We start from the raw sequence: 25,024 nt of genomic DNA, 5'->3' as shown, positions 1-25,024 counted from the left end.
TGCGTGCACGGTTGCATGACGGGCTTTCGCATGGCCGCGCCGCTGATGGCGCTGCGCGAAGGCCACAGCCCCTTGTTCGTGGGCATCCTGCTCGCGCTGTTCGCGCTCGCGCCGGTGTTCCTGGCGCTGCCCGCGGGCCGCTTCGCCGACCGGCACGGCCTGCAGCGCCCGGTGCGCGTGGCCGTGACCGTGGCCAGCCTGGGCGGCCTGCTGGCCGTGGTCTGGCCCACGTTCTGGGTGCTGTGCCTGTCGGCCACCGCCTGCGGCGCGGCCAGCGGCATGGCCATGATCGCGCTGCAGCGCCACGTGGGCCGGCTCGCGCACGACGCCACCGAGCTGCGCCAGGTGTTCAGCTGGATGGCGGTCGGCCCCTCGATCTCCAACTTCCTGGGCCCGCTCACCGCCGGCCTGTTCATTGACTTCGCGGGCTTTCGCTGGGCCTACCTCGCGCTCGCGCTGCTGCCCTGGCTGGCCTGGTGGCTGGTGCGGCGCACGCAAGAGCTGCCGGCCGAGCTGCGCCCCGCCAGCGAGGGCGGCAAGCGCTCGTCCTGGGACCTGTTGCGCAACGCCGACTTCCGCCGGCTCATGCTGATCAACTGGATGCTGTCCTCGTGCTGGGACGTGCACACCTTCCTGGTGCCCGTGCTGGGCCACGAGCGCGGCCTGAGCGCCACCACCATCGGCGCCATCCTCGGTGGCTTCGCGCTCGCGGCCACCGCGATCCGCCTGCTCATGCCCTGGCTCGCCGAGCGGCTGCGCGAATCGGCCGTCATCGGCGGCGCCATGGCCGCCACCGCGCTGCTGTTCGCGGCCTACCCGCTGGTGCACGTGGCCTGGGGCATGGCCGCGCTGTCGGTGCTGCTGGGCTTTGCCCTGGGTTCGGTGCAGCCCATGATCATGAGCATGCTGCACCAGATGACGCCCACGCACCGCCACGGCGAGGCGCTGGGCCTGCGCGCCATGGCCATCAACGGCTCGAGCGTGGCCATGCCGCTGCTGTTCGGCACCGCGGGCGCGGCGGTGGGCGTGGCCTACGTGTTCTGGGCCGTGGGCGCGGCCGTGGGCTCGGCCTCGCCCGTGGCCTGGCGCCTGCGCGCGCCCGCGGCGCGGCCCGAGCGCACGCGCTTCTGAGGGCCGAAGCCCAGGCCCGCGAGGAAGGTGTCGAAGGTCTGGCGGCCGCGTTGCACGAGGTCGAAGGCCTGTGGGTCGAGCATCCAGTTCTGGATCAGGCCGTCGATCAGGTTGTGCAGGCCCAGCGCCGCCGCCGCCACGGGAATGGGCAACTCGACGCCCTCGCGCCGAGCGGCCGCTTGCAGCGTGGTGCGCATCTCGGCCACGCAGGCGTTGCGCACCCGCAGGTGGCGCTCGCGCACGGCCTGCATCTCGTCGGTGTATTCCACCTTGTGCGTGGCCACCTCGAACACGCGGCGCGTGCGCTCGTCGGTGGCGGTCTGGCGCAATGCGTGTGTCATGGAATCGCGCAAGGATTGCAGCGGATCCGCCTGCGCCGCCGCCGTGCGACCGACCTCGGCGAGCGAGGACTCCATGGGCATGGTCACACGCTCCATCATGGCGTTGAACAGGTCGGCCTTGTCGCGGAAGTGGTGATAGACCGCGCCGCGCGTGGCGCCGGCCGCGGTCGCGATGTCGGCGAGGGTGGTGCTGGACACGCCCTTGGCCTGGAACAGGCGCTCGGCGGCGTCGAGCAGCCGGCTTCTGGTTTCCAGGGCTTCGGTCTTGGTGCGGCGGACCATGAATGGGCTTTTCGTGAGCGAGGGATTACAGGGCCGTAACTATACATACATACGTGTATGTATACTCGTCGCCTTCGTTCGAAGCCACCCGAACCCCGAGGTCTCTCCCATGCCATCGTCGACGTCACTGCCGCGCCCGCGCGCGGCCCGCACCCTTGTTGCCCTGGCCATCGTGGCCGCCCTGGCCGCCTGCGGCAAATCGCAGGCCCCCGCCCAGGCACCCGGGGGTGGCATGCCGCCGCCCGAGGTGGGTGTGGTCACCGTGCAGCCCGGCGACATCGGTCTGGTCAACGAACTGCCCGGCCGGCTCGAGGCCTCGCGCGTGGCGCAGGTGCGCGCCCGCGCCGCGGGCATCCTGCAGGAGCGGCTGTTCCGCGAAGGCAGCGATGTGAAAGCCGGCCAGCGCCTGTTCCGCATCGACCCCGCGCCCTACCAGGCCACGCTGCAGAGCGCGCAGGCCACGCTCGCGCGCGCCGAGGCCAACCTGGGCCAGGCCAAGGCCCTGGCCGAGCGTTACGCGCCGCTGGTGAAAGAGAACGCCATCAGCCAGCAGGAATACGCCAATGCGCTGGCCGCGCAGAAGCAGGCCGAGGCCGACGTGGCCGCGGGCCGCGCCGCGGTGCGCACCGCGCAGATCAATCTGGGCTACGCCGACGTGACCGCGCCGATCGCGGGCCGCATCGGCCGCGCGCTCGTGACCGAGGGCGCGCTCGTGGGGCAGGGCGAGGCCACGCAGCTCGCGGTGATCCAGCAGATCAACCCCATGTACGTGAACTTCACGCAGTCGGTGGGCGAGGTCTACCGGCTGCGGCGCGCCTTCGAGGCCGGCCAGCTCAAGGGCGCCAGCCGCGACAGCGCCAAGGTGCGCGTGGTACTCGAAGACGGCAGCACCTATGGCCGCGAGGGCAAGCTGCTGTTCTCCGATCTCACCGTCGACAGCACCACCGGCCAGGTCGCGCTGCGCGCCGAAATCCCCAATCCCGACGGCCAGCTGCTGCCCGGCCTGTACGTGCGCGTGCGGCTGGAGCAGGCCACCGCGAGCAATGCCGTGCTGCTGCCGCAGCAGGCCGTGACGCGCACCGCGCAGGGCGACACGGTGATGGTGGTCGACGCCGAAGGCAAGGTGGCGCCGCGCAACGTGAAGCTCGGTGGCGAGCAGAACGCGCAGTGGGTGGTGCTCGACGGCCTCAAGGCCGGCGAGCAGGTGGTGGTCGACGGCTTCCAGAAGATGCGGCCCGGCGCGCCCGTGAAGCCCGTGCCCTGGCAGCGCCCCGGCGCCGCGCCCGCGGCCGCGCAGCCGGCGCAGAAGACGAGCTGAACCAGGACGGTTGACCCATGGCCAAGTTCTTCATCGACCGACCCATCTTCGCGTGGGTGATCGCGCTGTTCATCACGGTGATGGGCGCGGTCTCGATCACGCAGTTGCCCATCGCGCAGTACCCGCCGGTGGCGCCGCCATCCATCTCGATCAACGCCACCTACCCCGGCGCGTCGGCCCAGACGCTCGAGGACTCGGTGCTGTCCATCATCGAGCAGGAAATGAACGGCTCGCCCGGCCTGATCTACATGGAGTCGGTGGCCCAGGCCAACGGCACCGGCTCGATCACGCTGAGCTTCCAGCCCGGCACCAACCCCGCGCTCGCGCAGGTGGACGTGCAGAACCGCCTCTCGCGCGCCTCGCCGCGCCTGCCCGCTGCGGTGACCCAGCAGGGCGTGCGCGTGGACCAGGCGCGCAACAACTTCCTGCTCTTCACCATCCTCACCAGCGACGACCCCAAGTGGGACCCGGTGGCGCTGGGCGACTACGCCACGCGCAGTGTGCTGCCCGAACTGCAGCGCGTGCCCGGCGTGGGCCAGGCGCAGCTGTTCGGCACCGAGCGCGCCATGCGCATCTGGATCGACCCGGCCAAGCTGCTCGGCTACAACATGAGCGCGGCGGACGTGACCGCCGCGATCCGCGCGCAGAACGCACAGGTCTCGGCCGGTGAAATCGGCGCGCTGCCCAACCTCGCGGGGCAGGGCATCTCGGCCACGGTGGTGGTGAGCGGCCAGCTCAGCTCGGTCGAGGCCTTCGGCAATATCGTGCTGCGCTCCAACCCCAACGGCGCCACCGTGCGCCTCAAAGACGTGGCGCGCATCGAGCTCGGTGCCCAGGCCTACGCCACCTCGGCGCGCCTGAATGGCAAGCCCTCCACCGGCATCGGCGTGCAGCTCTCGGCCAGCGGCAATGCGCTGGCCACGGCCAACGCGGTGCGCGCCAAGCTCAACGAACTCGAGCGCTTCTTCCCCGAGGGCATGAGCTGGGCCATTCCCTACGACAGCTCGCGCTTCGTGAAGATCTCCATCCAGCAGGTCGCTCAGACCCTGCTCGAGGCCGTGGCGCTGGTGTTCCTGGTGATGTTCCTGTTCCTGCAGAACTTCCGCTACACGGTCATTCCCACCATCGTGGTGCCGGTGGCACTGCTGGGCACCTTCGCCACGCTGCTGGCCATGGGCTTCTCGATCAACGTGCTCACCATGTTCGGCATGGTGCTGGTGATCGGCATCGTGGTGGACGACGCCATCGTGGTGGTGGAGAACGTGGAACGCATCATGAGCGAAGAGGGCCTGCCGCCGCTGCAGGCCACGCGCAAGGCCATGGGCCAGATCTCGGGCGCCATCATCGGCGTGACCGTGGTGCTGATCTCGGTGTTCGTGCCGCTGGCCTTCTTCAGCGGCTCGGTGGGCAACATCTACCGCCAGTTCGCGGCCGTCATGGGCGTGTCCATCGCGTTCTCGGCCTTCATGGCGCTGTCGCTCACGCCCGCGCTGTGCGCCACGCTGCTCAAGCCCATTCCCAAGGGCCACCACGTCGAGAAGAAGGGCTTCTTCGGCTGGTTCAACCGCGGCTTCGCGCGCACCACCAACGGCTACACCAGCCTGGTGGGCAAGCTGCTGCCGCGCGCCGGCCGCATGCTCATCGTCTACCTGGCGATCGGCGCCGCGGCGGCCTGGGTGTACCGCAGCCTGCCCACCTCGTTCCTGCCCAACGAAGACCAGGGCACCATGCTCGTGAACGTGCAGCTGCCCCCGGGCGCGACGCAGGAGCGCACCCTGGCCGTGATGCAGCAGGTGGAAGACTTCGTGCTCAAGCAGCCCGAGGTGCAAAGCATGGTGAGCGTGCTGGGCTTCAGCTTCTCGGGCCAGGGCCAGAACGCCGCGCTCGCCTTCGTCACGCTCAAGGACTGGGCCGAGCGCCACGCGCCCGGCAGCTCGGCCGAGGCCATCGCGGGCCGCACCTTCGGTGCGCTCATGGGCATTCGCGACGCCTTCATCTTCCCGCTGAGCCCGCCGCCCATTCCCGAACTCGGTGCGTCTTCGGGCTTCAGCTTCCGCCTGCAGGACCGTGCGGGCCTGGGCCGCGAGGCGCTGCTCAAGGCGCGTGGCCAGCTGCTGCAGGCCGCGTCGCAGAGCCCGGTGCTCACCCAGGTGCGCCCCGACGGCCTCGAAGACGCGCCGCAGCTGCAGCTCGAGATCGACCGCGACCGCGCGCAGGCGCTGGGCGTGGGCTTCGAGGCCATCAGCAGCGCCATCGGCACCGCGCTCGGCTCGACCTACGTGAACGACTTCCCCAACGCGGGCCGCCTGCAGCGCGTGGTGGTGCAGGCCGATGCCGCGGCGCGCATGCAACCGGCCGACCTGCTGCGCCTCAACGTGGTGAACAGCCAGGGCCAGGCCGTGCCGCTGTCGGCGTTCGCGTCGACCAAGTGGGTCACGGGCCCGATGCAGACCGTGCGCTACAACGGCTACCCCACCATGCGCATCAGCGGCAGCGCGGCCCCGGGCCAGAGCACGGGCGCCGCCATGGCCGAGATGGAGCGCATTGCGGCGCAACTGCCGCAGGGCATCGGCTTCGAATGGACCGGCACCTCGCGCGAGGAAAAGCTCGCGGGCTCGCAGGCCATCGTGCTCTATGGCTTCGCCATCCTCGCGGTGTTCCTGTGCCTGGCCGCGCTGTACGAGAGCTGGACCATCCCGCTGTCGGTGATCCTGGTGGTGCCGCTGGGCGTGGTGGGCGTGCTGCTGGCCACGTTGCTGCGCGGCTACCAGAACGACGTGTACTTCCAGGTGGGCCTGATCACGATCATCGGCCTGTCGGCCAAGAACGCCATCCTGATCATCGAGTTCGCCAAGGACGTGCAGGCCCAGGGCAAGAGCGCGATCGAGGCCGCGCTCGCGGCGGCCAAGCTGCGCTTCCGTCCCATCATCATGACCTCGATGGCCTTTACGCTGGGCGTGGTGCCGCTGGCCATCGCCTCGGGCGCGGGCTCGGCGAGCCAGCGCGCGATCGGCACCGGCGTGATCGGCGGCATGATCACCGGCACCATCCTCGCGGTGATCTTCGTGCCCCTGTTCTTTGCCGTGGTGCGGCGCCTGTTCAAAGGCAGCGAACGCCAGCACCAGCGCGACCTCGAAAGCGCCCGTGCGCATGGAGCCTACAGCGATGAATCGTGATTTCACCGTCCGCCTGAGCCCGCTGGTGGCGGCCCTGGTGCTGGCCGGCTGCTCGATGATCCCCACCTACGAACGCCCCGCGGCGCCGGTGCCTTCGGCCTTCCCGGCCTCGGCGCAGACGCCCGAGTCGCCGGGCGCGCGCAGCGCGGCCGACACCGCGTGGCGCGACTTCGTGCAGAACCCCCAGCTGCGCACGCTGATCGAGCGCGCGCTGGCCAACAACCGCGACCTGCGCGTGGCCACGCTCAACATCGAGCGCGTGCGCGCGCAGTACCAGATCGCGCGCGCCAACCAGTACCCGACCATCAACGCCGCGGCCACGGGCAACCGCCAGCCCAACGGCAACGGCGGCATCCAGAGCACCTACAGCGTGGGCCTGGCCACCAGCGCCTGGGAGATCGATTTCTTCGGCCGCCTCGGTGCGCTCAAGGAAGCCGCGCTGGCGCAGTACCTGGCGAGCGAGCAGGCGCGCAATGCCGCGCAGACCAGCCTGATCTCGGCCGTGGCCAGCAGCTGGCTGAGCCTGCAGGCCAACGAGTCGCTGCTGTCCATCACGCGCGACACGCTGGCCACGCGCGAGGACTCGCTGCGCCTGACCCGGCTGCGCTTCGACAACGGCGCCACCTCGGCGCTCGATCTGCGCCAGGCCGAATCGCTCGCGGCCACCGCGCGCGCGGCCTACGCGCAGCAGCAGCGCGCCCGCGCGCTCGATGCGAACGCGCTGAACCTGCTGGTGGGCGAGCCCGTGCCGGCCGAGCTGCTGCAGGTGGTGGACGCCGACAGCGCGGTGCTGGCCGACGCGCCCGCGGGCCTGCCCTCGGACCTGCTCACGCGGCGCGCCGACATCCGCCAGGCCGAACAGGCGCTGATCGCGGCCAACGCCAACATCGGCGCGGCGCGCGCCGCTTTCTTCCCGCGCATCTCGCTCACCGCGAGCGTGGGCACGGCGAGCAACCAGCTCTCGGGCCTGTTCAAGGACGGCTCCTGGGGCTTCACGCTGGCGCCGCAGGCGCTGCTGCCGATCTTTGACGCCGGCCGCAACCGCGCGGGCCTGCAGTCGGCGCAGGCCGAGCGCGACATCGCGGTGGCGCAGTACGAAAAGGCGATCCAGACCGCATTCCGCGAAGTGGCCGATGCGCTCGCGGGCCGCGCCACGCTGGCCGAGCAGCGCCAGGCCCTGCGCGACCAGGTGGTGGCCGAGACCGAGCGCCTGCGCCTGGCCGATCTGCGCTACCGCAATGGCGTGGCCAGCTTCCTCGACGTGCTCGACGCGCAGCGCTCGCTGTTCGCGGCGCAGCAGGCCGAGGCGCAGGTGCGGCTGGCGCTGCAGCAGAACCGCGTGGCGCTTTACGCCGCGCTGGGCGGTGGCTGGAAAGAGTAAGTGCCCCCACGCTCCGCCGCTGCGCGGGTCGCTGCCCCCCGAGGGGGCTGATCCGGCTTGGGGCGGCCCGGCGCCGGATCGGGTCGCTCAGGCCGCCAGGCCGTAGAACTTCACGATGACCTCCCAGGCCGCCTGGGGGTCATCGACGAAGTGGAACAGCTCGAGGTCTTCGGGCGAGATCGTGCCTTCTTCCACCAGCACCTCGAGGTTGAGCAGGCGCTTCCAGTAGTGGGTGCCGTAGAGCACGATGGGCACGGGCTTGGCCTTCTTGCACTGCACCAGCGTGATCACCTCGAACAGCTCGTCGAGGGTGCCGAAGCCGCCCGGGAAGGCCAGCAAGGCCTTCGCGCGCATCATGAAGTGCATCTTGCGCAGCGCGAAGTAGTGGAACTTGAAGCTCAGCTCGGGCGACACGTAGGGGTTGGCCGCCTGCTCGTGCGGCAGCGCGATGTTCAGGCCCACGGTCAGTGCGCCTTCGTCGTGCGCGCCGCGGTTGGCGGCCTCCATCACGCCCGGTCCACCGCCGGTGCAGATGTAGAGCTGCTCGTGCTTGGGGCAAGTCGCGCTGTAGCGCGCCACCAGTCGCGCGAACTCGCGCGCGCGGTCGTAGTAGTGGGCGTTGCGAACCAGGGCCTGGGCCTTGGCGATCGCGCGCGCATCGCCCGCGGCTTCGGCGGCCTGCAGCACGGCCTCGGCCTCGCCGCGTTCGCGAAAGCGCGCGCTGCCGAACACCACCACCGTGTGCTCGATGCCCAGCTGTTGCTGCGTGAGGTCGGGCTTGAGCATTTCGAGCTGGAAGCGGATGCCGCGGGTCTCGCGGCGCAGCAGGAACTCGGGGTCGGCGAAGGCCAGGCGGTAGGCGTCGGCCTGCAGCGGGTGGCCGTTGTCCGAATGGGCCTGCAGCTCGGCCCAGGCGTCGGCCAGGCGGCGTTCGGTGATGTCCTGATTGGCTTCCATGATGACGACTCCGTTGGGTGTGGGGGATCTTCCCGCGTGAGCGGGGTTCACAAGGCGAGGGCCAGCGCGAGCGGCACGAACACCACCGCGAGCGCGTTGCCGACCAGGATCGAGGCCGCGACTTTCTCGGGCTCCTGCTGGTAGCGGTCGGCCAGCATGTACTGGATGACGGCGGGGGGCAGCGCGCTGAACAGCAGCAACTGGCCGCGTGCCGCCCCCTCGAGCTGCAGCGCCCAGGCGAGCGGGATCGCGAGGCCCAGGCCGATGAGCGGCCGGGCGACCGCGCCCAGCAGGCCCAGCGCGAGCCCCTGCCGCGTGAGGCCGGTGAGCCGCACGCCCAGGGCGAACAGCAGCAGGGGCAGCGAGGCTTCGCCCAGCAGCTTCATGCCCGAGGCGATGAGCGCGGGCGGGCGCAGCTCGGTGAAGGCGCTGAAGAAGCCCAGCACGGTGGCGATCATGAGCGGGCTGGTGAGCAGGTCGCGCGTGCGCGCGGCGCGGCTGGTGATGCGCGCACCGATCGAGAAGTGCAGCAGGTTGCTCACCGAGAACAGGGCCACGGCCGCGCCGAAGTGCGCCGGCCCGAAGGCCAGCAAGGCCAGCGGCAGGCCCATGTTGCCGCAGTTGTTGAACATCACCACCGGCACCAGCGTGCGCGCTTGCGCGCCCGTGGCGCGCGACAGCGGCCAGGCCAGCAGGCCGCAACCCAGGATCAGCACCGTGCCCGCCACCAGCAGCGGCGCCTGGCCATCGAGATCGAAATCGCGCGAGGCCAGGGCGGTGTAGACCAGCAGCGGCGCCAGCACGTCGAGCGCGATGCGGTTGAACACCACCAGGTCGGTGGGCTTGCGCCGGGCGTAGCCGTAGCCGATGGCCACGATCAGGAACACCGGAACGATGATCTCGGCGATGCGGGCAATGAGGTCCATGGGCGGGTGCAATGCAGAAGGGCTCCCTGCGGAGCCCTTCGTGTCTTTCGACGGATGCCTGCGGTCAGACGCGCTTGCGGTATTCGCCGGTGCGGGTGTCGATTTCGATGCGGTCGCCCTGGTCGACGAACAGCGGCACGGCCACTTCGAAGCCGGTGGCGATCTTGGCGGGCTTGAGCACCTTGCCCGAGGTGTCGCCCTTGACGGCGGGTTCGGTCCAGGTGATTTCGCGCACCAGGCTGGTGGGCAGCTCGACCGAGATGGCCTTGCCTTCGTAGAACACCACCTCGACGGCCATGCCGTCTTCGAGGTAGTTCAGGGCGTCGCCCATGTTCTCGGCTTCCACCTCGTACTGGTTGAAGTCGGCGTCCATGAACACGTACATGGGGTCGGCGAAGTAGGAGTAGGTGCACTCCTTGTGTTCCAGGATGATCTGGTCCATCTTGTCGTCGGCCTTGAAGACGACTTCGGTGCCGATGTTGCCGAGCAGGCCCTTGAGCTTCATGCGCACGGTGGCCGCGCCACGGCCGCCACGGGCGTACTCGGTGCGCAGGACGATCATCGGGTCCTTGCCGTGCATGATCACGTTGCCGGCGCGGATTTCTTGGGCGATTTTCATAGGGGGTTCCGGTTGGGGCGCCCGAGGGCCGGGCACGGAGGGGGCCAGGGTCTGGCGCCCGGCCGGTTGTCGCAAAGCCCGCGATTTTAGCCCTTTGTGGCCACGAAGCCGGCGAGCTGGGTGGCCAGGTCGTCGCGGGCCCACAGACGCTCGCGCGCCGCGCGCACCGCTTCGCCCCAGGCCTCCACGGCGCGCCAGCCGGGCCAGGCCGCGGGCCGGGCGTCCATGCCGTTCCAGCGGCGGTGCCATTCGCGCAGGTCGGCCGGGGCGTCGAGCCAGTCGAGGAACGCCTCGAGCTTGGCGTGGTGGGCGTCGTCGTGCTGCGGGTAGATCTGCCACACGAAGGGCTTGCCGGCCCAGAGCGCGCGCACCAGCGAATCCTCGCCGCGCACGAAGTTCAGGTCGCTGGCCCACAGCAGTTCGTCGAAGCCGCGCTGATCGAGGTGGGGCAGGGCGTGGCGCTGCGCGCCCGGCGCCAGCGGCAGGCCGGCGCTCGCGGCGGTGGCGCGGCCCGCGGTTACCAGCCAGTGGGCGTCGGCACTGGCCATCAGGCCGGGCAGGGCCGCCGGCTCGTAGCAGAACAGGGTGATCCAGCGCGCACCGGGCGCCGCGGGCAGGCCCTGCGCGGCGCGCCAGGCCGCGGGGTCGAAGGCGGCCTGGCGCGCGGCCAGGTCGTCCTCGCGCAGCAGGCCGCCGGTGCGCGCGGTGAAGCCGGGGTAATAGAACCACTTGGTGAGGCCGCGGCCCGGCCCGCTCATCACGGGCGAAGGCAGGCCGTGCTGGCGTTCGACGAAGCCCTCGGCGCTGAGGTACTCGAGGTTGAGCCACACCGGGTCCGCCTGGCGCGCGGCCACGAAGGCCTCGGGCAGTTCGCAGCCGAAGGCCTCGATCCACACCGCGCCGGGCGTGTGGCCCTGCGCATCGAAGGGCTCGCGCCAGGGCAGCACGGTCACGCCGGGCGCGCCCTGCGGCGCCATCCAGGCCAGCGGCGCGGGGTCGTCGATCCACAGCCTCACGGGCGTGCCGCGCGACGCGAGCTGCGCGGCCAGGCGCCAGCACACGCCGGCGTCGCCGTAGTTGTCGATGACGCGGCAGAAGAGGTCCCAGGGGGCGGTGCTCGGCATGGCGCGATCTTGCACCAGCCGCGCGCCGGGCCGAGGCCACAATACGCGCCATGTCCGAGGCGCATTCCGAACAACTGCTGAATGAAGTGGCCGCGCTGCCCGCGCTGCCCGGGGTTTACCGCTACTTCGATGCGCAGGGCCAGCTGCTCTACGTGGGCAAGGCGCGCAACCTCAAGAAGCGCGTGTCGAGCTACTTCCAGAAGAACCACGACGGCACGCGCATCGGCCACATGGTGAGCCGCATCGTGCGGCTCGAAACCACGGTGGTGCGCAGCGAGGCCGAGGCCCTGCTGCTCGAGAACAACCTCATCAAGACGCTCAACCCGCGGTTCAACATCCTGTTCCGCGACGACAAGAGCTACCCCTACCTCAAGATCACCGGCACGCGCGACGCGGCGAAGTCGGCCGGGCGCACCACCAGCGCGTCCACGCTGTTCCCGCGCATGGCCTACTACCGCGGCGCGGTGGACAAGCGCCACAGCTACTACGGCCCTTACCCCAGCGCCTGGGCGGTGAAGGAATCGATCCAGCTGCTGCAGAAGGTCTTCAAGCTGCGCACCTGCGAAGACACGGTGTTCGCCAACCGCACGCGGCCCTGCCTGCTCTACCAGATCAAGCGCTGCAGCGGCCCCTGCGCCGATCTGATCCACCAGGCCGAGTACCTCGCCGACGTGGCCAACGCCGAGCGCTTCCTGCGCGGCGAAACCCAGGCCGTGCTGCAGACGCTGGAGTCGCGCATGCTGGAACACGCCGACAAGCTCGAATTCGAGCAGGCGGCCGAGATCCGCAACCAGATGACCGCGTTGTCGCGCGTGCTGCACCAGCAGACCATGGAGACCGGCACCGACCAGGACGTGGACATCCTGGCCGTGAAGGTGCAGGGCGGGCGCGCCTGCGTGAACCTGGCCATGGTGCGCGGCGGCCGCCACCTGGGCGACCGGCCGTACTTTCCCGCGCACGTGGACGACGCGAGCGCGATCGAGGAGCTGATGGCCGAAGGCGCGAGCGCCACCGAGGCCGCCGCCACCGATCCGGCCGAGCGCACCGCACTGCGCGTGCTCGAGGCCTTCATCGCCCAGCACTACATCGGCGCGCCCATGCCGCCGGTGCTCGTGACCAGCCACGCCGTGGGCAAGGCGCTGCTGGACGCGCTCACCGCGCAGACCGGCCAGAAGGTGCACGCGGTGCACAACCCGCGCGAGCACCGCCGCCTGTGGCTCGAGATGGCGCAGAAGAACGCGGGCATCGCACTCGCGCGCCTGCTGGCCGAAGAGGGCAGCCAGCAGGCGCGCACGCGCGCGCTGGCCGAGGCGCTGCAGCTGCCCGACGACGAGCTCGAGGCGCTGCGCATCGAATGCTTCGACATCTCGCACACGGCGGGCGAATCCACCCAGGCTTCGTGCGTGGTGTTCGAAGGCCACAAGCTGCAGAACAGCCAGTACCGGCGCTACAAGATCGAGGGCATCACGCCCGGCGACGACTACGCGGCCATGCGCCAGGTGCTCACGCGCCGCTACGGCCGCATCGCCGAGGCGCTCAAGGCCGAGCAGGACGGTGCGGCGCTGCCGGCCGGCACCGCGGTGTCGGTCGAGGGCGAGCCCGAGGCCGAAGCCGAGGCCGTGTCTGCCACCGAAAAGGACCTGCCCGCCACGGGCCCGCGCATGCCCGACATCGTGCTGATCGATGGCGGCAAGGGCCAGGTGGGGGTGGCGCGCGAGGTGTTCACGCAGCTCGGGCTCGACCTGGCCTGCATCGTGGGCGTGGAAAAAGGCGAGGGCCGCAAGGTGGGTCTCGAAGAACTGGTGTTCGCCGACGGCCGCGCCAAGGTCTACCTGGGCCACGACTCGGCCGCGCTCATGCTGGTGGCGCAGATCCGCGACGAGGCGCACCGCTTCGCCATCACCGGCATGCGCGCGCAGCGCGCCAAGGTGCGCACCGGCGGCAGCCAGCTCGAAGACATCCCCGGCGTGGGCCCGAAGAAGCGCGCGCGGCTGCTGCAGCGCTTCGGCGGCGTGCGTGGCGTGGGCGCGGCGAGCGTGGAAGACCTGGCGACGGTCGAAGGCATTTCGCTGGAGCTGGCCGAAGCCATTTACCGGGCGCTGCATTGAGCCCCCCATAATCGCCCCATGTTCTTCAACCTCCCCACCCTGCTGACCTGGGCCCGCATCGTGGCCATTCCGCTCATCGTGGGGGTGTTCTATCTCGATGGCCTGAGCCGCGCCGAGCAGAACCTCGTGGCCACGGCGATGTTCATCGTCTTCGCGCTCACCGACTGGGCCGATGGCTACCTTGCGCGCAAGCTCAACCAGACCTCGGCTTTCGGCGCCTTCCTCGACCCGGTGGCCGACAAGTTCCTGGTGTGCGCGAGCCTGCTGGTGCTGGTGCACATGGACCGCGCCGACGTGTTCGCCGCCCTCATCATCATCGGCCGCGAGATCGCCATTTCCTCGCTGCGCGAGTGGATGGCCATCATCGGCGCCACCAAGAGCGTGGCCGTGCACATGATCGGCAAGGTCAAGACCACGGTGCAGATGGTGGCCATTCCCTTCCTGCTGTTCGACGGCCGCCTGCTCGGCCTGATCGACACCCGCGTGTGGGGCGGCTGGCTGCTGTGGATCTCGGCCGTGCTCACGGTGTGGTCCATGGTCTATTACCTGCAGAAGGCGCTGCCCGAGATCCGCGCCCGTTCGCGCTGACGCGCCCGAGGCCTTTCGCTTGAACGCTTCCGCCCCCGACAACGGCTGGCTGCGCGCCATGCCCTGGGTGTTCGTGCTGATCTGGAGCACGGGCTTCATCGTGGCGCGCTACGGCATGCCCCATTCACCGCCGCTGTCTTTCCTGGCCATGCGCTATGCGCTGTCCATCCTGTGCTTCCTGCCCTGGATCGCATGGGCCGGCGTGAAGTGGCCCGCCAGCCGTGCGCAGTGGCTGCACCTGTCGGTGGTGGGCGTGCTCATGCACGCGGGCTACCTCGGGGGGGTGTGGGCCGCGGTCAAGGCCGGCATGGGCTCGGGACTGTCGTCGCTCATCGTCGGCCTGCAGCCCGTGCTCACCGCCATCTGGCTCAGCGCCATGGGCGGCGCCCAGGGGCAGGTTTCACGTCGCCAATGGCTGGGGCTCTTGTTGGGCTTCGCAGGTCTGGTGCTGGTGGTGTGGCGCAAGCTCGTCGAAGGTTCGCCGGGCGACCAGGCCAATGCGCACAACCTGGCGTATGCGGTGTTCGCGCTGTTCGCCATCACCGCGGGCACGCTGTACCAGAAGCGCTTCGTGCAGGCCTGCGACGTTCGCACCGCCAACACCACGCAGCTCATCGCGGCCTTCGTCGTCACGCTGCCGCTGGCCTGGCTCGAACCCGAAGCCATGCACTTCACGGCCGGCTTCATGGGCGCCATGGCCTGGTCGGTGCTGGGCCTCACCCTCGGCGGCAGCTCGCTGCTGTACCTGCTGATCCAGCGGGGCGCGGCGGCCACGGTGGCCAGCCTCATGTACCTGGTGCCGCCGTGCACCGCGCTCATGGCCTGGCTGCTGTTCCGCGAGCCGATCACGGCGCTCACCGTGGCCGGCATCGCGCTCACCGCGTTCGGCGTGAGCCTGGTCGTGCGCGCGCCGCGCTGAGCGGCGCCGGCACGGGCCGCCAGGGTTCGTCGCGGAAGGCCTCGGCCAGGGCGGCCACCAGCAAGCGGATGCGCTTGGGCGATTGCGCCTGCCAGGGCGCGAGCCAGTGGATGTCGGCGTCGCGGTGGCTCCACTCGGGCAGCAGGTGCACGAGCGCGCCGCTGGCGATCAGTGGCGCCACGTCCCACAGGCTGCGCAGCATCACGCCGTGGCCCGCGAGGCACCAGTCGCGCACCAGCTCGCCCGAATTGCTCGTCATGGGGCCGGCCACGGCCACGCGCCGCACCGTGCTCTCGCCTTCGCGCTGCAGGGCCCAGTGGTCCTGCCGGTGCGGCAGGGCGTCGGTGTGCTCGCGCACCACCAGGCAGTGGTGCATGGCGAGCTCGTCGGGCGACTGTGGCGTGCCGTGCACCGCGAGGTAGGCCGGCGCGGCCACCAGCACGCGTCGGTTGGGCGCGAGCCGGCGCGACACCCATTCGCCCGCGCGCTGGTCGGGCGCGCCCCAGAGCCAGATCGCGCCATCCAGCCCCTCGGCCGCGAGGTCGGGCAGCCGTTCGGTGAGCTGGAGCTGGATGGACACCGCCGGGTGCCGGGCCTGGAAGCGCGCGAGTGCCGGGCCCACCCAGCGGCGGCCGAAGCCGAAGGTGGCGGCGAGCCGGATCGGGCCCGCGGGCTCGGCCTGGCGTTCACGCAGCTCGACCTCCAGCGCCTCAAAACCGCGCAGCAGCTCGGCCGCGCGCTGCGCCAGGGTCTCGCCCTCGGCCGTGGGGCTCACACGGCGCGTGGTGCGCTGGAACAGGCGCACGCCCAGCGAGGCCTCGAGCGCGGCCAGCCGGCGCGTGACGGCCGAGGGCGTGAGCCCCAGCGCCTGGGCCGCGAGCGCCAGGCTGCCCTGCTGGCGCACGGCGTTGACCATCTCGAGATCGCTGCGGTCCATTCGTTCGTCGAATTCAACAATGAATGCAGGAATTATTGCGAATGGATCCTATACATTGCGTGCATCCCGTCGGCGCGCAGCGCCCCAACCCCCAGGAGACTCCCCCATGAGCAAACACCGCATCGCCGTCATCGCCGGCGACGGCATCGGCACCGAAGTCATGCCCGAGGGCCTGCGCGTGCTCGAAGCCGCGGCCTCGCGTTTCAACATCGACCTGCAGTTCGACCACTTCGACTTCAGCAGCTGCGACTACTTCGAGAAGCACGGCAAGATGCTGCCCGACGACTGGAAGGACCAGATCGGTGGTCACGACGCGATCTACTTCGGCGCCGTGGGCTGGCCCGACAAGGTGCCCGACCACATCTCGCTCTGGGGTTCGCTGCTGCTGTTCCGCCGCGAGTTCGACCAGTACATCAACCTGCGCCCCGCGCGCCTCATGCCCGGCGTGACCGCGCCGGTGGTGCGCCGCGACGGCTCGCCGCGCGCGCCCGGCGAGATCGACATGGTGATCGTGCGCGAAAACACCGAGGGCGAGTACAGCAGCGTGGGCGGGCGCATGTTCGGCGGCACCGAGCGCGAGATCGTGATCCAGGAAACCGTGATGTCGCGCCACGGCGTCGACCGCGTGCTGCGCCACGCCTTCGAGCTCGCGCGTTCGCGCCCCAAGAAACACCTCACCAGCGCCACCAAGAGCAACGGCATTGCCATCACCATGCCGTACTGGGACGAGCGCGTGGCCGAGATGGCCAAACAGTATCCGGATGTGAAAGTGGACAAGTTCCACATCGACATCCTCACCGCGCACTTCGTGCAGCGGCCCGACTTCTTCGATGTGGTGGTGGGCAGCAACCTGTTCGGCGACATCCTGTCGGACCTCGGCCCCGCCTGCACCGGCACCATCGGCATCGCGCCCAGCGCCAACCTCAACCCCGACCGCACCCATCCCTCGCTGTTCGAGCCGGTGCATGGCTCGGCGCCCGACATCGCGGGCAAAGGCATCGCGAACCCCATCGGCCAGATCTGGTGCGGTGCGCTCATGCTCGATTTTCTGGGCCACCGCGCGGCCCACGACGCGGTGCTGGCCGCCATCGAAGCCGCGCTGGAGCCTGGCAGCGGTGCGCCGCGCACGCCCGACCTGGGTGGCCAGGCCGGCACCAGCGACCTCGGGCGCGCGATCGCCTCGCGCATCTAGTCGCTTCATGGAAAGCCCGTAGCGAAGCACCCCGGTGGCCGTTCACTGGTGCGACTAGAATCCCCGCTCGCGTGGCCCACGCGCCTCGGAGTCAGATGTCGTGTTGACACGCTCCGCGGCACGTGGGTCTAATCGTTCGAAGCACGCCGGACCATCCAGGCCGCGGCCTGCGACCCCCGGGCATCCGGGCCCGGCCCAGCACTGCTGGTGGCCAGCGGCCCACCCAAAACGATCCAACCTATCCTTTGCAGAGGGGCTTTTCGTGAACAAAACTGAACTCGTCGAACACATCGCCAAGCACGCCGACATCTCCAAGGCGGCTGCCACGCGCGCGCTCGACTCCACCATCGCCGCCATCCGCACCACGCTCAAGAAGGGCGGCACCGTTTCCCTGGTGGGTTTCGGCTCGTTCGGCGTGACCAAGCGCCCGGCCCGCAAAGGCCGCAATCCCCGCACCGGCGCCGAGATTAAAATCAAGGCCGCCAAGGTGCCGAAGTTCCGTCCCGGCAAGGCACTGAAGGACGCGGTCAACTGACCCGGCCTCGCAAGCACTGGGGGTGCTTAGCTCAGTCGGTAGAGCGGCGCCCTTACAAGGCGTAGGTCGGCGGTTCGACCCCGTCAGCACCCACCACAAGAAAAAGGCGAACACGGGTTCGCCTTTTTTATTGTTCAAAATCCGGCGTTTGATCCAACCATCACAGGGTATCCCGCATGTTCGACATCATCCGCGATCGCAAGAAGTTCCTGATGGGCTTCCTGCTGATCCTGATCATCCCGTCCTTCGTGTTGTTCGGCGTGGAAGGCTATACGCGCTTCAATGAAGGCGGCGCTGCGGTGGCCAGTGTCGATGGCAAGAAGATCAAGCGCGCCGAATGGGACCAGGCCCACCGCCAGGAGGTCGAGCGCCTGCGCGCCATGGTGCCCAACATCGACTCGGCTTTGCTCGACAGCGACATCGCGCGCTACGAATCGCTCGAACGCCTGGTGCGCCAGCGCGTGCTGGCCGCGGCCGTGGCCAAGCTCAACCTGTACACGCCCGACCAGCGCCTGGCGCGCGAACTGCAGCAGAACCAGGCGATCGCCTCGCTGCGCAAGCCCGATGGCTCGCTCGACGTCGAGGCCTACCGACAGCTGCTCTCGCGCCAGGGCATGACGCCCGAGATCTTCGAAGCTTCGGTGCGCGCCGACCTGTCGCAGCGCCAGGTGCTGCAGGGCGTGCAGGCCACGGGCTTCGGTTCGAGCGCGATGGCGCGCGCCACGCTCAACGCGTTCTTCGAGCAGCGCGAGCTGCGCGTGAAGACCTTCACCGCGCGCGATTTCGCGTCGCGCGTGAACCCGAGCGAGGCCGACATCGAGGCCTTCTACCAGCAGAACCAGGCGCTGTTCCAGGCGCCCGAGCAGGCCGACGTGGAGTACCTGGTGCTCGACGCCGCCGCGCTGCAAAAGGGCATCAGCATCAGCGAAGCCGACCTGCGCAGCTACTACGACCAGAACGCCTCGCAGCTCAGCGGCGCCGAAGAACGCCGCGCCAGCCACATCCTGCTCAGCGTGCCCAATGGCGCCACGCCCGAGCAGAAGGCCGAGGTGCGCAAGAAGGCCGAGGCCCTGCTGGCCGAGGCACGGGCCAACCCCGCGAAGTTCGCGGAACTCGCCAAGGCCAACTCGCAAGACCCGGGCTCGGCCGCCAACGGGGGCGACCTCGACTTCTTCGGCAAGGGCGCGATGGTGCCGCCGTTCGAGCAGGCGGTGTTCGCGCTGCGCAAAGGCCAGATCTCCGACATCGTCGAGACCGACTTCGGCTTCCACATCATCCAGCTCACCGACATCAAGGCTCCGCCCGTGAAGAGCTTCGCCGAACTGCGCCCGCAGCTCGAAGCACAGCTGCGACAGCAGCAGGCGCAGCGCCAGTACGCCGAGGCCGCCGACACCTTCAGCAACCTGGTGTACGAGCAGCCGCAGAGCCTGCAGCCCGCGGCCGAACGCCTGAAACTCACGGTGCAGACCGCCAAGGGCGTGCTGCGCACCCCGGCTGCGGGCCAGACCGGCCCGCTCGCCAACGCCCGCCTGCTGGGCGCGCTGTTCGCGCCCGAATCGATCTCGAGCAAGCGCAACACCGAAGCCATCGACGTGGGCGGCAGCCAGCTCGTGGCCGCGCGCATCGTCGAACACCGCCCCGCGCACACGCAGCCGCTGGCCGAGGTGCGCGAACAGGCCCGCAGCCGCCTGGTGGCGCAGCGCGCCGCCGAACTCGCGAAAGAAGAGGCCGAAAAACAATTGGCCGCCTGGAAGGGCGGGGCCGACGCCGCGGCCATGGGCCCGGTGCTCAAGGTGTCGCGCGAGAGCGCGCAATCGATGGACCCGCGCGTGCTCGACGCCGCGCTGGCCGCCGACCCCAAGGCCCTGCCGGCCTGGATCGGTGTGCCCCTGGGCCAGCAGGGCCACGCCGTGGTGCAGGTCGTCAAGGTGCTGCCGCGCGCCGAAGTGCCGGCCGAGCGCCAGGCGCAAGAGGTGCAGCAGGTGGGCCAGGGCTGGTCGGGCGCCGAAAGCGAGGCCTACTATGAAACGCTCAAGGCGCGCTTCAAGGCCCGCATCCTGGTGCCCAAGCCGGCCGAGAACGCCACGCCGCCCGCACGCTGAAATGCAGCCATCCGCGCAGGCTATAATGCGCGGCTTGCGGTGGCTGTAGCTCAGTTGGTAGAGTCCCAGATTGTGATTCTGGTTGTCGTGGGTTCGAGTCCCATCAGCCACCCCAAAATTCAAAACCCCTGGCGGTCGCAAGGCCCCCAGGGGTTTTTCATGCGCGCCGCCGGCCCAGGTCGTCCCAGGCGGGCACGAGCGACACCACGGCCAGCAGCACCGCGATGGGCACGGTGAAGCCATAGCCGAACTGCTTGAAGCCGAAGGCGCCCGTGAGGCCGCCGAGCAGGAAGGCCAGCAGCAAGCCCCCGAGCACTTTCATGCGATCGCGGTCGGCGCGCACGGGCGGTTGCGCATCGCGGTCGGCGTTCCAGTACACGAGCTTGCCCAGTTCGATGCCGAGGTCGGTCACGATGCCCGTCATGTGCGTGGTGCGGATCACCGCGCCCGAGAGCTTGGTGACCACCGCGTTCTGCAGGCCCATGATGAAACACAGCAGCACCACGGTGAAGGGCAGCAGCAGGGCCTCGAAGCTCGCCAGGCGCGCGCCCATGAGGCCGAAGCACAGGATCAGCGCGGCCTCGAACAGCAGCGGCAGCGCGTACTCGCTGGCCATGGCGCGGCGCCGCGCGAAGTTCACCAACAGCGCGCTGCACATGGCGCCGAGCAGGAACGAGAGCACGGCCACCAGGCCGTCGATCACCAGGTCGAAGCGCTGCAGCACCACGTTGTCGGCCACGGCCGAGACCATGCCCGTGACGTGCGAGGTGTACTGCTGCACGGCGAGAAAGCCGCCGGCGTTGATGGCGCCCGCCACGAAGGCGAGCAGCCAGCCGAGCTGGCGGTTGGCGGCCACGCTGCGGTGGCGGCCGACGAGGAAACGGGCGTAGCGGGCGGGCATGGGGGCAGGGCTTCAGAAGCCCTGCCTTTGTACACCGTGTCGATCAGAAGCGGCGGCCGTAGTGCACGCCCCAGCCCTTGGCCTCCACGTTGTCCTTGTCCAGGTACTGCGTGTAGTTGGCCTGGATGTACGAGTTGGGAGACAGGTTGTAGGCCGCGCCCACGCCGTAGGCCACGTCGGTGGTGGAGTCGTTCACGCTGAAGTTGCCGGTGGACAGGCTGGCGTTGGTGCGCGCGTAACCCACGCGGCCGAACACGCTGAAGTTCTCGGTGAGGTTCACGCTGGGCTTCACGAACACGCCGTAGGTGTCGACCTTGCTGTCGAGGCCGCTGTTGAAACCATTGAGCTTGAGGTCGTCCTTGCGCACCGTGCCGCCGGCGATGCCTTCGATGGCGATGTTGGGGTGCAGCTGGTAGCCGATGGTGCCCATCAGCAGGCCCGGGTCGGACTTGGCTGTGACGCCTCCGCTGCTGGCCCGCAGGCCGATGGACTCGTATCCGATGCTGCCGTACAGGCGCGAGGGTTCGGTGTAACTCGATTGCGCGTGGGCGCCGAACGCGGTGAGGGCGAGCACGGCGGCGGTGAGAGGAATGGCTTTTTTCATGGGTCCTTCGGGCTTGTGGCGTTGAAGCACGAACGCTCGCAGGCCATGCGCGGGGCACGGGCCTTGGGCGTCCACCCGCAGACCGATTTCTGCGGGCCATGAATGGGAGCGCCCTTCGCGCCGCGGGGTTCGTTGCCCGGGCGTGAAGGGTGTAACCAAGGGTGGCCTCAGATCAGCGCCAGCGACAGCCAGGGAAACAGCGCCACGAGCAGCAGCACGAACAGCATGGCGCCGATGTAGGGCAGGGCGCCGCCGAAGATCTGCTCGACCGAGACCTTGGGGTCGTTGAGCGTGGACTTCACGGTGAACACCGAGATGCCGAAGGGCGGTGTGAGCAGGCCGATCTCCACCGCGAGCACGGTGAGCACGCCGAACTGGATCAGGTTGAAGCCCATGTCGGTGGCGATGGGCACGGCCACGGGCGTCATGATCAGCAGGATCGAGCTCGAGTCGAGGATCATGCCCAGGAAGAGCACGATCAGCACGTAGATCAGCAGGAAGCCGTAGGGGCCCAGGCCCGCGTCCTGCACCAGGTCGCTGATGGCCACGGGCACGCCCGCCACCGAGAGCATGCGGCTGTAGAAGCTCGCGGCGATCAGCAGGATCAGGATGGTGACCGACACGCTGCCCGTTTCGTGCAGCACGCGCCAGAAGCGGCCCTGGCCCAGGCTGCGCCGCGCCAGCGCCACCACCAGCGCGCCGAAGGCGCCGATGCCACCCGCCTCGGTGGGCGTGAAGAAACCGGTGTACAGGCCGCCGAGCACCAGCACCACCAGCGCCGCGATGGGCACGAGCTTGCCCGCCATCTGCCCGCCCGTGAGAAGCGGGCCGGTGCTGCGTTCGAGCGCCAGCGCCTGGCGGCGCTGCAGGTCGAACACCTTGCCCGGGGTGAAGGTGGCCATGAGCACGATCATCAGCACGAACACCACCGCGAGCAGGAAGCCCGGGATGACGCCCGCGATGAACAGTTTGCCGATCGATTGTTCGGCCAACACGCCGTAGATGATCATGAGCAGGCTGGGCGGGATCATCATGCCCAGCACCGAGCTGCCCGCCACCGTGCCGGCCGCGAACGCGGTGCGGTAGCCGTGGCGCACCATCTCGGGCACGGCCACGCGCGTGAACACCGCGGCCGAGGCGATGGACACGCCGGTGACCGCCGCGAACACGGTGTTGGCCGCCACCGTGGCCACGCCCAGGCCGCCGCGCACGCGGCGCAGCAGCGCTTCAGCCACCTCGAAGGTGTCCTTGCCCACGTTCGATATGGACACCAGCAGGCCCATGAGCACGAACAGCGGGATGGTGGCGAAGATGTAGTCGGCCACGCCGTTGTAGGCCGAGAGGTAGAGCAGGCGCATGGCCATCTGCACGTCTTCGCGCATGAGCCAGATGCCCGCGAAGCCGATGCCGATCAGCGCCACGGCAATGTGAACACCCAGCAGCACGAGCGTGACCAGGGCGCCGATCAGCAGCGCGCCGAAACCGAGGTCGCTCATGACGGTTCTCCGAATTCGCCGGCGTGGCGCCAGACGCTGGGCATCTGCAGCAGGTAGGCCAGCGCGGCCACGATCGAGCCACCCACGATCAGCGCGCGAAACGGCCAGGTGGGCACGGTGTACACACCCTGCACGCCGAAGAACTCGTTGCCGGTCCAGGCCTGCGTGAGCTCGGGCCAGGCGATGAAGGCCAGGGCCGCGAACAGCAGGCCGCCGAGCAGGGCGTTGCCCACTTCGAGCACGCGCAGTGCGGTGAGCGAGCGCGCGCCGATCAGGCGCAGCAGGAAGTCGCTGCGCGTCATGCGGCCCGAGCAGATCGCCGCGGCGAGCTGCAGGAACACGATGGACGCCACCGAGCGCGCCGCGAATTCGGCCACGCCCGTGATGGGCTTGTCGAGGAAATTGCGGCCGACCACGTCGGCCACCACCATCATCATCATGAGAAAGATCCACACGGTGCCGACGGCCGCGAGCACGCGCGCGATGCCTTCGAGCGGGTGGCGGTCAGCGGGCGCGGCAGCGCCCTCGGCAGCAAGGTCGGGTTCGTTGTGCACGGGTCACCTTCAACAAAAAGGCCCCGCGCCGGCTTGGCGGCGCGGGGCCTGGTGCCGGGTTCAGCGGTTCTGGTTGTCCCAGTCGCGCAGGGGCTTCACGCCGCGCGCGCGCAGCTCGTCGAAGTAGGCCTTGAGCACGGCCTTGCCGTTGTCGCCCGTGGCCTGCAGCCAGGGCTGCACGATGTTGGGCAGGCTGTTGACCCACTTGGCCTTCTCGGCCGGGGGCAGGTCGGCCACCTGCAGGCCGGCGGCCTTCATGGTGTCCATCGCGGCCTTGGCCACCTTGGTTACGTGCTCGCCGTGCGCCTTGGACGCGGCCTTGCCGGCCTGCACGAAGGCCTCCTGCACCTCTTTGGGCAGGCCGTCGAAGAACTTCTTGTTGGCCGCCACGCTGCCGAAGTACATCGAGCCGATGTCGATGTGCGTGAGGTACTTGGCCACCTCGTACACGCGCGCCGGGCCGATGCCGCTGGCGAACGAGAGCGCGCCCTGGGTCACGCCGGTCTGGATGTTGGTGTAGTAGGTGGTGAGCGCGCCATCGACCGGCGTGGCGCCGGTGTCGCGCAGCCAGTTCGCCGAGGTGCCGGGCGCGTTGATCTTCTTGTTCTGAAGATCGGCCAGGGTGCGGATGGGGAAGTTGGCGTAGATGTCGTAGCTGTCGGTGATCAGCGAGGACAGCGGCACCATGTTCTGCGCGGCCCAGCTGTCGCGCAGCGCGGGCACGGTGGTGTTGAGCTTGTCGAAGATCTGGATCAGCAGCTCGTGGTTGGTGGTGGCGAACGGCGTGAAGTAGGTGACGTTCTGCAGCGGCATGGCGGAGTTCTCCCACACCGTGCCCACCATGCCCACGTCGACGATGCCGTCGCGCACGGCGGCGCGCGTGTCGGTGAATTTGTAGAGCGTGCCGCCGTAGTTCTCGCGCCAGCGCACCTCGTACTTGCCGCCGCCGGCCTTGAGGATGCGGTCCACCTCGGGCTGGAACACCTCCTTCATGGCGTGCACCCAGATGTTGGTGGTGGGGTGGCTGGAGCCGATGTTGACGCTGATGCGCTGCTGCGCGGCCGCGGGCAGCGCGCTCAGGCTGGCGCCCAGGGCCAGCAGGCTGGCGATGGCGAACTTGGTCGGTTTCATGCGCTTTGTCTCCTTCGTTCTCGGTGATCGGCTCAGCGAGCCGGCTTCTTGGGGGTGAGGTTGAGCAGTTCGCGGCTGGCCATCAGGTAGCTGCGCACGCGGTCGCGCACCAGGGCTTCGTCGCAGGTCTCTTGCACCGCTTCGCTGTGCACGTCCTGGCCATAGATCCAGTGGCGGATCGAGATGTAGAACATGCCGCCGTGCAGGCCCATGAGCAGTTCGAGTTCGCGCTCGCTGGGCTTGGCACGTGAGGTCGAGCCGCGAAAGCGCCGCGTCTCGCGGATCAGGCGCGGGAACAGGCGCTCGCGCAGCATGGCGAAGAAGCGGTCGGTGATGGTGTGGTCCATCAGGCCCGAGAACATGAGGATGCGCACGAACTCGCGCGAAAGCGCGTTGTTCACGTAGTCGGCGTAGAAGGCGGTGAACTTGTCTTCGACCTCGATCTTGGGGTCGTCGAGCAGCGCGTCCCAGCTGTCGCGCCAGCGGCCTTCGAACACGTCGAGGTACACGCGGTCGATCAGCGCCTGCTTGGTCGGGAAGTAGTGGTAGAGCAGGGCGTGCGTGACGCCGATGCTCTTGGCGAGGTCGCGCAACTGGCCGCCGAAACCGTTGGACGCAAAGAACTGGATCGCGCCGTCCACGATCTGCCGTTCGCGCTCGGACACGCTCAGGCGACGGCGCTGCGGCGCACGTTCGGCGGCC

Annotated in this window: 22 protein-coding genes and 2 tRNA genes; 12 read left to right on the top strand and 12 right to left on the bottom strand. The window is 69.4% G+C overall.

All coding sequences use genetic code 11. From position 1 onward, the window contains the following. Positions 1-15 precede the first annotated feature (15 nt). Positions 16-1,131, top strand: coding sequence for an MFS transporter (locus tag G9Q37_RS09750; RefSeq protein WP_240936649.1), 1,116 nt, complete (start codon positions 16-18; stop codon positions 1,129-1,131). On the opposite strand, the gene G9Q37_RS09745 is transcribed toward G9Q37_RS09750, so the two are convergent. Further along, positions 1,032-1,754, bottom strand: a complete 723-nt coding sequence (locus tag G9Q37_RS09745; protein ID WP_166227007.1) for a TetR family transcriptional regulator — start codon at positions 1,752-1,754, stop codon at positions 1,032-1,034. The genes G9Q37_RS09750 and G9Q37_RS09745 overlap by 100 nt on opposite strands. A gap of 109 nt (positions 1,755-1,863) precedes the next feature. Between G9Q37_RS09745 and G9Q37_RS09740 the strand changes: the two genes are divergently transcribed. The 3 genes from G9Q37_RS09740 to G9Q37_RS09730 are packed head-to-tail and all read left to right on the top strand — an operon-like array spanning position 1,864 to position 7,629. After that, a complete protein-coding gene (locus tag G9Q37_RS09740) occupies positions 1,864-3,072 on the top strand; it encodes an efflux RND transporter periplasmic adaptor subunit (protein ID WP_166227006.1) in 1,209 nt (402 codons plus the stop codon). A gap of 17 nt (positions 3,073-3,089) precedes the next feature. Next, positions 3,090-6,248: an efflux RND transporter permease subunit gene (locus tag G9Q37_RS09735; protein ID WP_166227005.1), complete on the top strand. Its 3,159-nt coding sequence runs from the start codon at positions 3,090-3,092 to the stop codon at positions 6,246-6,248. After that, on the top strand, positions 6,238-7,629 hold the full coding sequence (locus tag G9Q37_RS09730) for an efflux transporter outer membrane subunit (protein WP_166227004.1): 1,392 nt from the start codon (positions 6,238-6,240) through the stop codon (positions 7,627-7,629). The genes G9Q37_RS09735 and G9Q37_RS09730 overlap by 11 nt, the downstream gene beginning before the upstream one ends. A gap of 87 nt (positions 7,630-7,716) precedes the next feature. Here the strand turns inward: G9Q37_RS09730 and G9Q37_RS09725 are convergent, their stop codons facing one another. From G9Q37_RS09725 to earP, 4 genes are all read right to left on the bottom strand, one after another. Then, on the bottom strand, positions 7,717-8,586 hold the full coding sequence (locus tag G9Q37_RS09725) for an LOG family protein (protein WP_166227003.1): 870 nt from the start codon (positions 8,584-8,586) through the stop codon (positions 7,717-7,719). A 47-nt stretch (positions 8,587-8,633) separates the two neighbouring features. Then, a complete protein-coding gene (locus G9Q37_RS09720) occupies positions 8,634-9,512 on the bottom strand; it encodes an AEC family transporter (RefSeq protein WP_166227002.1) in 879 nt (292 codons plus the stop codon). Between the two features lie 64 nt (positions 9,513-9,576). Beyond that, complete coding sequence (gene efp, locus G9Q37_RS09715) at positions 9,577-10,131, bottom strand: elongation factor P (protein ID WP_166227001.1); 555 nt, start codon at positions 10,129-10,131, stop codon at positions 9,577-9,579. Between the two features lie 86 nt (positions 10,132-10,217). Continuing rightward, positions 10,218-11,255, bottom strand: coding sequence for an elongation factor P maturation arginine rhamnosyltransferase EarP (gene earP / locus G9Q37_RS09710; protein WP_166227000.1), 1,038 nt, complete (start codon positions 11,253-11,255; stop codon positions 10,218-10,220). 50 nt (positions 11,256-11,305) lie between these two features. On the opposite strand from earP, the gene uvrC reads away from it, so the two are divergent. Genes uvrC through G9Q37_RS09695 form a run of 3 tightly spaced genes read left to right on the top strand, consistent with a single transcriptional unit; the run spans position 11,306 to position 14,870 of the window. Further along, complete coding sequence (gene uvrC / locus G9Q37_RS09705; protein WP_166226999.1) at positions 11,306-13,363, top strand: excinuclease ABC subunit UvrC; 2,058 nt, start codon at positions 11,306-11,308, stop codon at positions 13,361-13,363. Between the two features lie 18 nt (positions 13,364-13,381). After that, entirely contained in the window at positions 13,382-13,951 is a 570-nt protein-coding gene (gene pgsA, locus G9Q37_RS09700) for a CDP-diacylglycerol--glycerol-3-phosphate 3-phosphatidyltransferase (protein WP_166226998.1), read from the top strand. Between the two features lie 58 nt (positions 13,952-14,009). Next, positions 14,010-14,870: a DMT family transporter gene (locus G9Q37_RS09695; protein ID WP_166231145.1), complete on the top strand. Its 861-nt coding sequence runs from the start codon at positions 14,010-14,012 to the stop codon at positions 14,868-14,870. Here the strand turns inward: G9Q37_RS09695 and G9Q37_RS09690 are convergent. Next, the gene (locus G9Q37_RS09690; RefSeq protein WP_166226997.1) at positions 14,827-15,807 is read right to left on the bottom strand and encodes a LysR family transcriptional regulator; all 981 of its coding nucleotides are present in this window, start codon (positions 15,805-15,807) and stop codon (positions 14,827-14,829) included. The two genes, G9Q37_RS09695 and G9Q37_RS09690, sit on opposite strands and share 44 nt — an antisense overlap. Positions 15,808-15,913: 106 nt before the next feature. On the opposite strand from G9Q37_RS09690, the gene G9Q37_RS09685 reads away from it, so the two are divergent. The 5 genes from G9Q37_RS09685 (at position 15,914) to G9Q37_RS09665 (ending at position 19,751) form a co-directional block, all read left to right on the top strand. Next, positions 15,914-16,999 carry a tartrate dehydrogenase gene (locus tag G9Q37_RS09685; protein ID WP_166226996.1) on the top strand — a complete coding sequence of 362 codons (1,086 nt, stop codon included), beginning with the start codon at positions 15,914-15,916 and terminating at the stop codon, positions 16,997-16,999. A gap of 262 nt (positions 17,000-17,261) precedes the next feature. Beyond that, the gene (locus G9Q37_RS09680; RefSeq protein WP_166226995.1) at positions 17,262-17,534 is read left to right on the top strand and encodes an HU family DNA-binding protein; all 273 of its coding nucleotides are present in this window, start codon (positions 17,262-17,264) and stop codon (positions 17,532-17,534) included. A gap of 20 nt (positions 17,535-17,554) precedes the next feature. Then, positions 17,555-17,630: transfer RNA gene (locus G9Q37_RS09675), tRNA-Val, on the top strand. An 80-nt stretch (positions 17,631-17,710) separates the two neighbouring features. After that, a complete protein-coding gene (locus G9Q37_RS09670) occupies positions 17,711-19,636 on the top strand; it encodes a SurA N-terminal domain-containing protein (RefSeq protein WP_166226994.1) in 1,926 nt (641 codons plus the stop codon). A 39-nt stretch (positions 19,637-19,675) separates the two neighbouring features. After that, a tRNA-His gene (locus G9Q37_RS09665) sits at positions 19,676-19,751 on the top strand. 42 nt (positions 19,752-19,793) lie between these two features. On the opposite strand, the gene G9Q37_RS09660 is transcribed toward G9Q37_RS09665, so the two are convergent. The 6 genes from G9Q37_RS09660 to G9Q37_RS09635 all read right to left on the bottom strand — a co-directional run bounded on the left by G9Q37_RS09660 (position 19,794) and on the right by G9Q37_RS09635 (position 24,987). After that, entirely contained in the window at positions 19,794-20,537 is a 744-nt protein-coding gene (locus tag G9Q37_RS09660) for a YoaK family protein (RefSeq protein ID WP_166226993.1), read from the bottom strand. A gap of 43 nt (positions 20,538-20,580) precedes the next feature. Then, complete coding sequence (locus G9Q37_RS09655) at positions 20,581-21,141, bottom strand: porin family protein (protein WP_166226992.1); 561 nt, start codon at positions 21,139-21,141, stop codon at positions 20,581-20,583. Between the two features lie 167 nt (positions 21,142-21,308). Then, positions 21,309-22,637: a TRAP transporter large permease gene (locus G9Q37_RS09650; protein WP_166226991.1), complete on the bottom strand. Its 1,329-nt coding sequence runs from the start codon at positions 22,635-22,637 to the stop codon at positions 21,309-21,311. Further along, positions 22,634-23,191: a TRAP transporter small permease subunit gene (locus G9Q37_RS09645; protein WP_166226990.1), complete on the bottom strand. Its 558-nt coding sequence runs from the start codon at positions 23,189-23,191 to the stop codon at positions 22,634-22,636. The genes G9Q37_RS09650 and G9Q37_RS09645 overlap by 4 nt, the downstream gene beginning before the upstream one ends. Before the next feature lie 60 nt (positions 23,192-23,251). Then, positions 23,252-24,322 carry a C4-dicarboxylate TRAP transporter substrate-binding protein gene (locus tag G9Q37_RS09640; protein WP_166226989.1) on the bottom strand — a complete coding sequence of 357 codons (1,071 nt, stop codon included), beginning with the start codon at positions 24,320-24,322 and terminating at the stop codon, positions 23,252-23,254. Positions 24,323-24,354: 32 nt separating this feature from the next. Then, on the bottom strand, positions 24,355-24,987 hold the full coding sequence (locus tag G9Q37_RS09635) for a TetR/AcrR family transcriptional regulator (protein WP_240936587.1): 633 nt from the start codon (positions 24,985-24,987) through the stop codon (positions 24,355-24,357). Positions 24,988-25,024: the final 37 nt, after the last annotated feature.

Source organism: Hydrogenophaga crocea, from assembly GCF_011388215.1.
GTDB classification, from domain to species: Bacteria; Pseudomonadota; Gammaproteobacteria; order Burkholderiales; family Burkholderiaceae_C; genus Hydrogenophaga; species Hydrogenophaga crocea.
Note: the sequence above shows the minus strand (reverse complement) of the source record. Positions and strands in the feature narration are given on the sequence as shown.

Coding starts and splice junctions, on each gene's coding strand:
- G9Q37_RS09750 (WP_240936649.1), top strand. CDS start 16: ATGACGGGCTTTCGCATGGCCGCGCCGCTGATGGCGCTGCGCGAAGGC.
- G9Q37_RS09745 (WP_166227007.1), bottom strand. CDS start 1,754: ATGGTCCGCCGCACCAAGACCGAAGCCCTGGAAACCAGAAGCCGGCTG.
- G9Q37_RS09740 (WP_166227006.1), top strand. CDS start 1,864: ATGCCATCGTCGACGTCACTGCCGCGCCCGCGCGCGGCCCGCACCCTT.
- G9Q37_RS09735 (WP_166227005.1), top strand. CDS start 3,090: ATGGCCAAGTTCTTCATCGACCGACCCATCTTCGCGTGGGTGATCGCG.
- G9Q37_RS09730 (WP_166227004.1), top strand. CDS start 6,238: ATGAATCGTGATTTCACCGTCCGCCTGAGCCCGCTGGTGGCGGCCCTG.
- G9Q37_RS09725 (WP_166227003.1), bottom strand. CDS start 8,586: ATGGAAGCCAATCAGGACATCACCGAACGCCGCCTGGCCGACGCCTGG.
- G9Q37_RS09720 (WP_166227002.1), bottom strand. CDS start 9,512: ATGGACCTCATTGCCCGCATCGCCGAGATCATCGTTCCGGTGTTCCTG.
- efp (WP_166227001.1), bottom strand. CDS start 10,131: ATGAAAATCGCCCAAGAAATCCGCGCCGGCAACGTGATCATGCACGGC.
- earP (WP_166227000.1), bottom strand. CDS start 11,255: ATGCCGAGCACCGCCCCCTGGGACCTCTTCTGCCGCGTCATCGACAAC.
- uvrC (WP_166226999.1), top strand. CDS start 11,306: ATGTCCGAGGCGCATTCCGAACAACTGCTGAATGAAGTGGCCGCGCTG.
- pgsA (WP_166226998.1), top strand. CDS start 13,382: ATGTTCTTCAACCTCCCCACCCTGCTGACCTGGGCCCGCATCGTGGCC.
- G9Q37_RS09695 (WP_166231145.1), top strand. CDS start 14,010: ATGCCCTGGGTGTTCGTGCTGATCTGGAGCACGGGCTTCATCGTGGCG.
- G9Q37_RS09690 (WP_166226997.1), bottom strand. CDS start 15,807: ATGGACCGCAGCGATCTCGAGATGGTCAACGCCGTGCGCCAGCAGGGC.
- G9Q37_RS09685 (WP_166226996.1), top strand. CDS start 15,914: ATGAGCAAACACCGCATCGCCGTCATCGCCGGCGACGGCATCGGCACC.
- G9Q37_RS09670 (WP_166226994.1), top strand. CDS start 17,711: ATGTTCGACATCATCCGCGATCGCAAGAAGTTCCTGATGGGCTTCCTG.
- G9Q37_RS09660 (WP_166226993.1), bottom strand. CDS start 20,537: ATGCCCGCCCGCTACGCCCGTTTCCTCGTCGGCCGCCACCGCAGCGTG.
- G9Q37_RS09655 (WP_166226992.1), bottom strand. CDS start 21,141: ATGAAAAAAGCCATTCCTCTCACCGCCGCCGTGCTCGCCCTCACCGCG.
- G9Q37_RS09650 (WP_166226991.1), bottom strand. CDS start 22,637: ATGAGCGACCTCGGTTTCGGCGCGCTGCTGATCGGCGCCCTGGTCACG.
- G9Q37_RS09640 (WP_166226989.1), bottom strand. CDS start 24,322: ATGAAACCGACCAAGTTCGCCATCGCCAGCCTGCTGGCCCTGGGCGCC.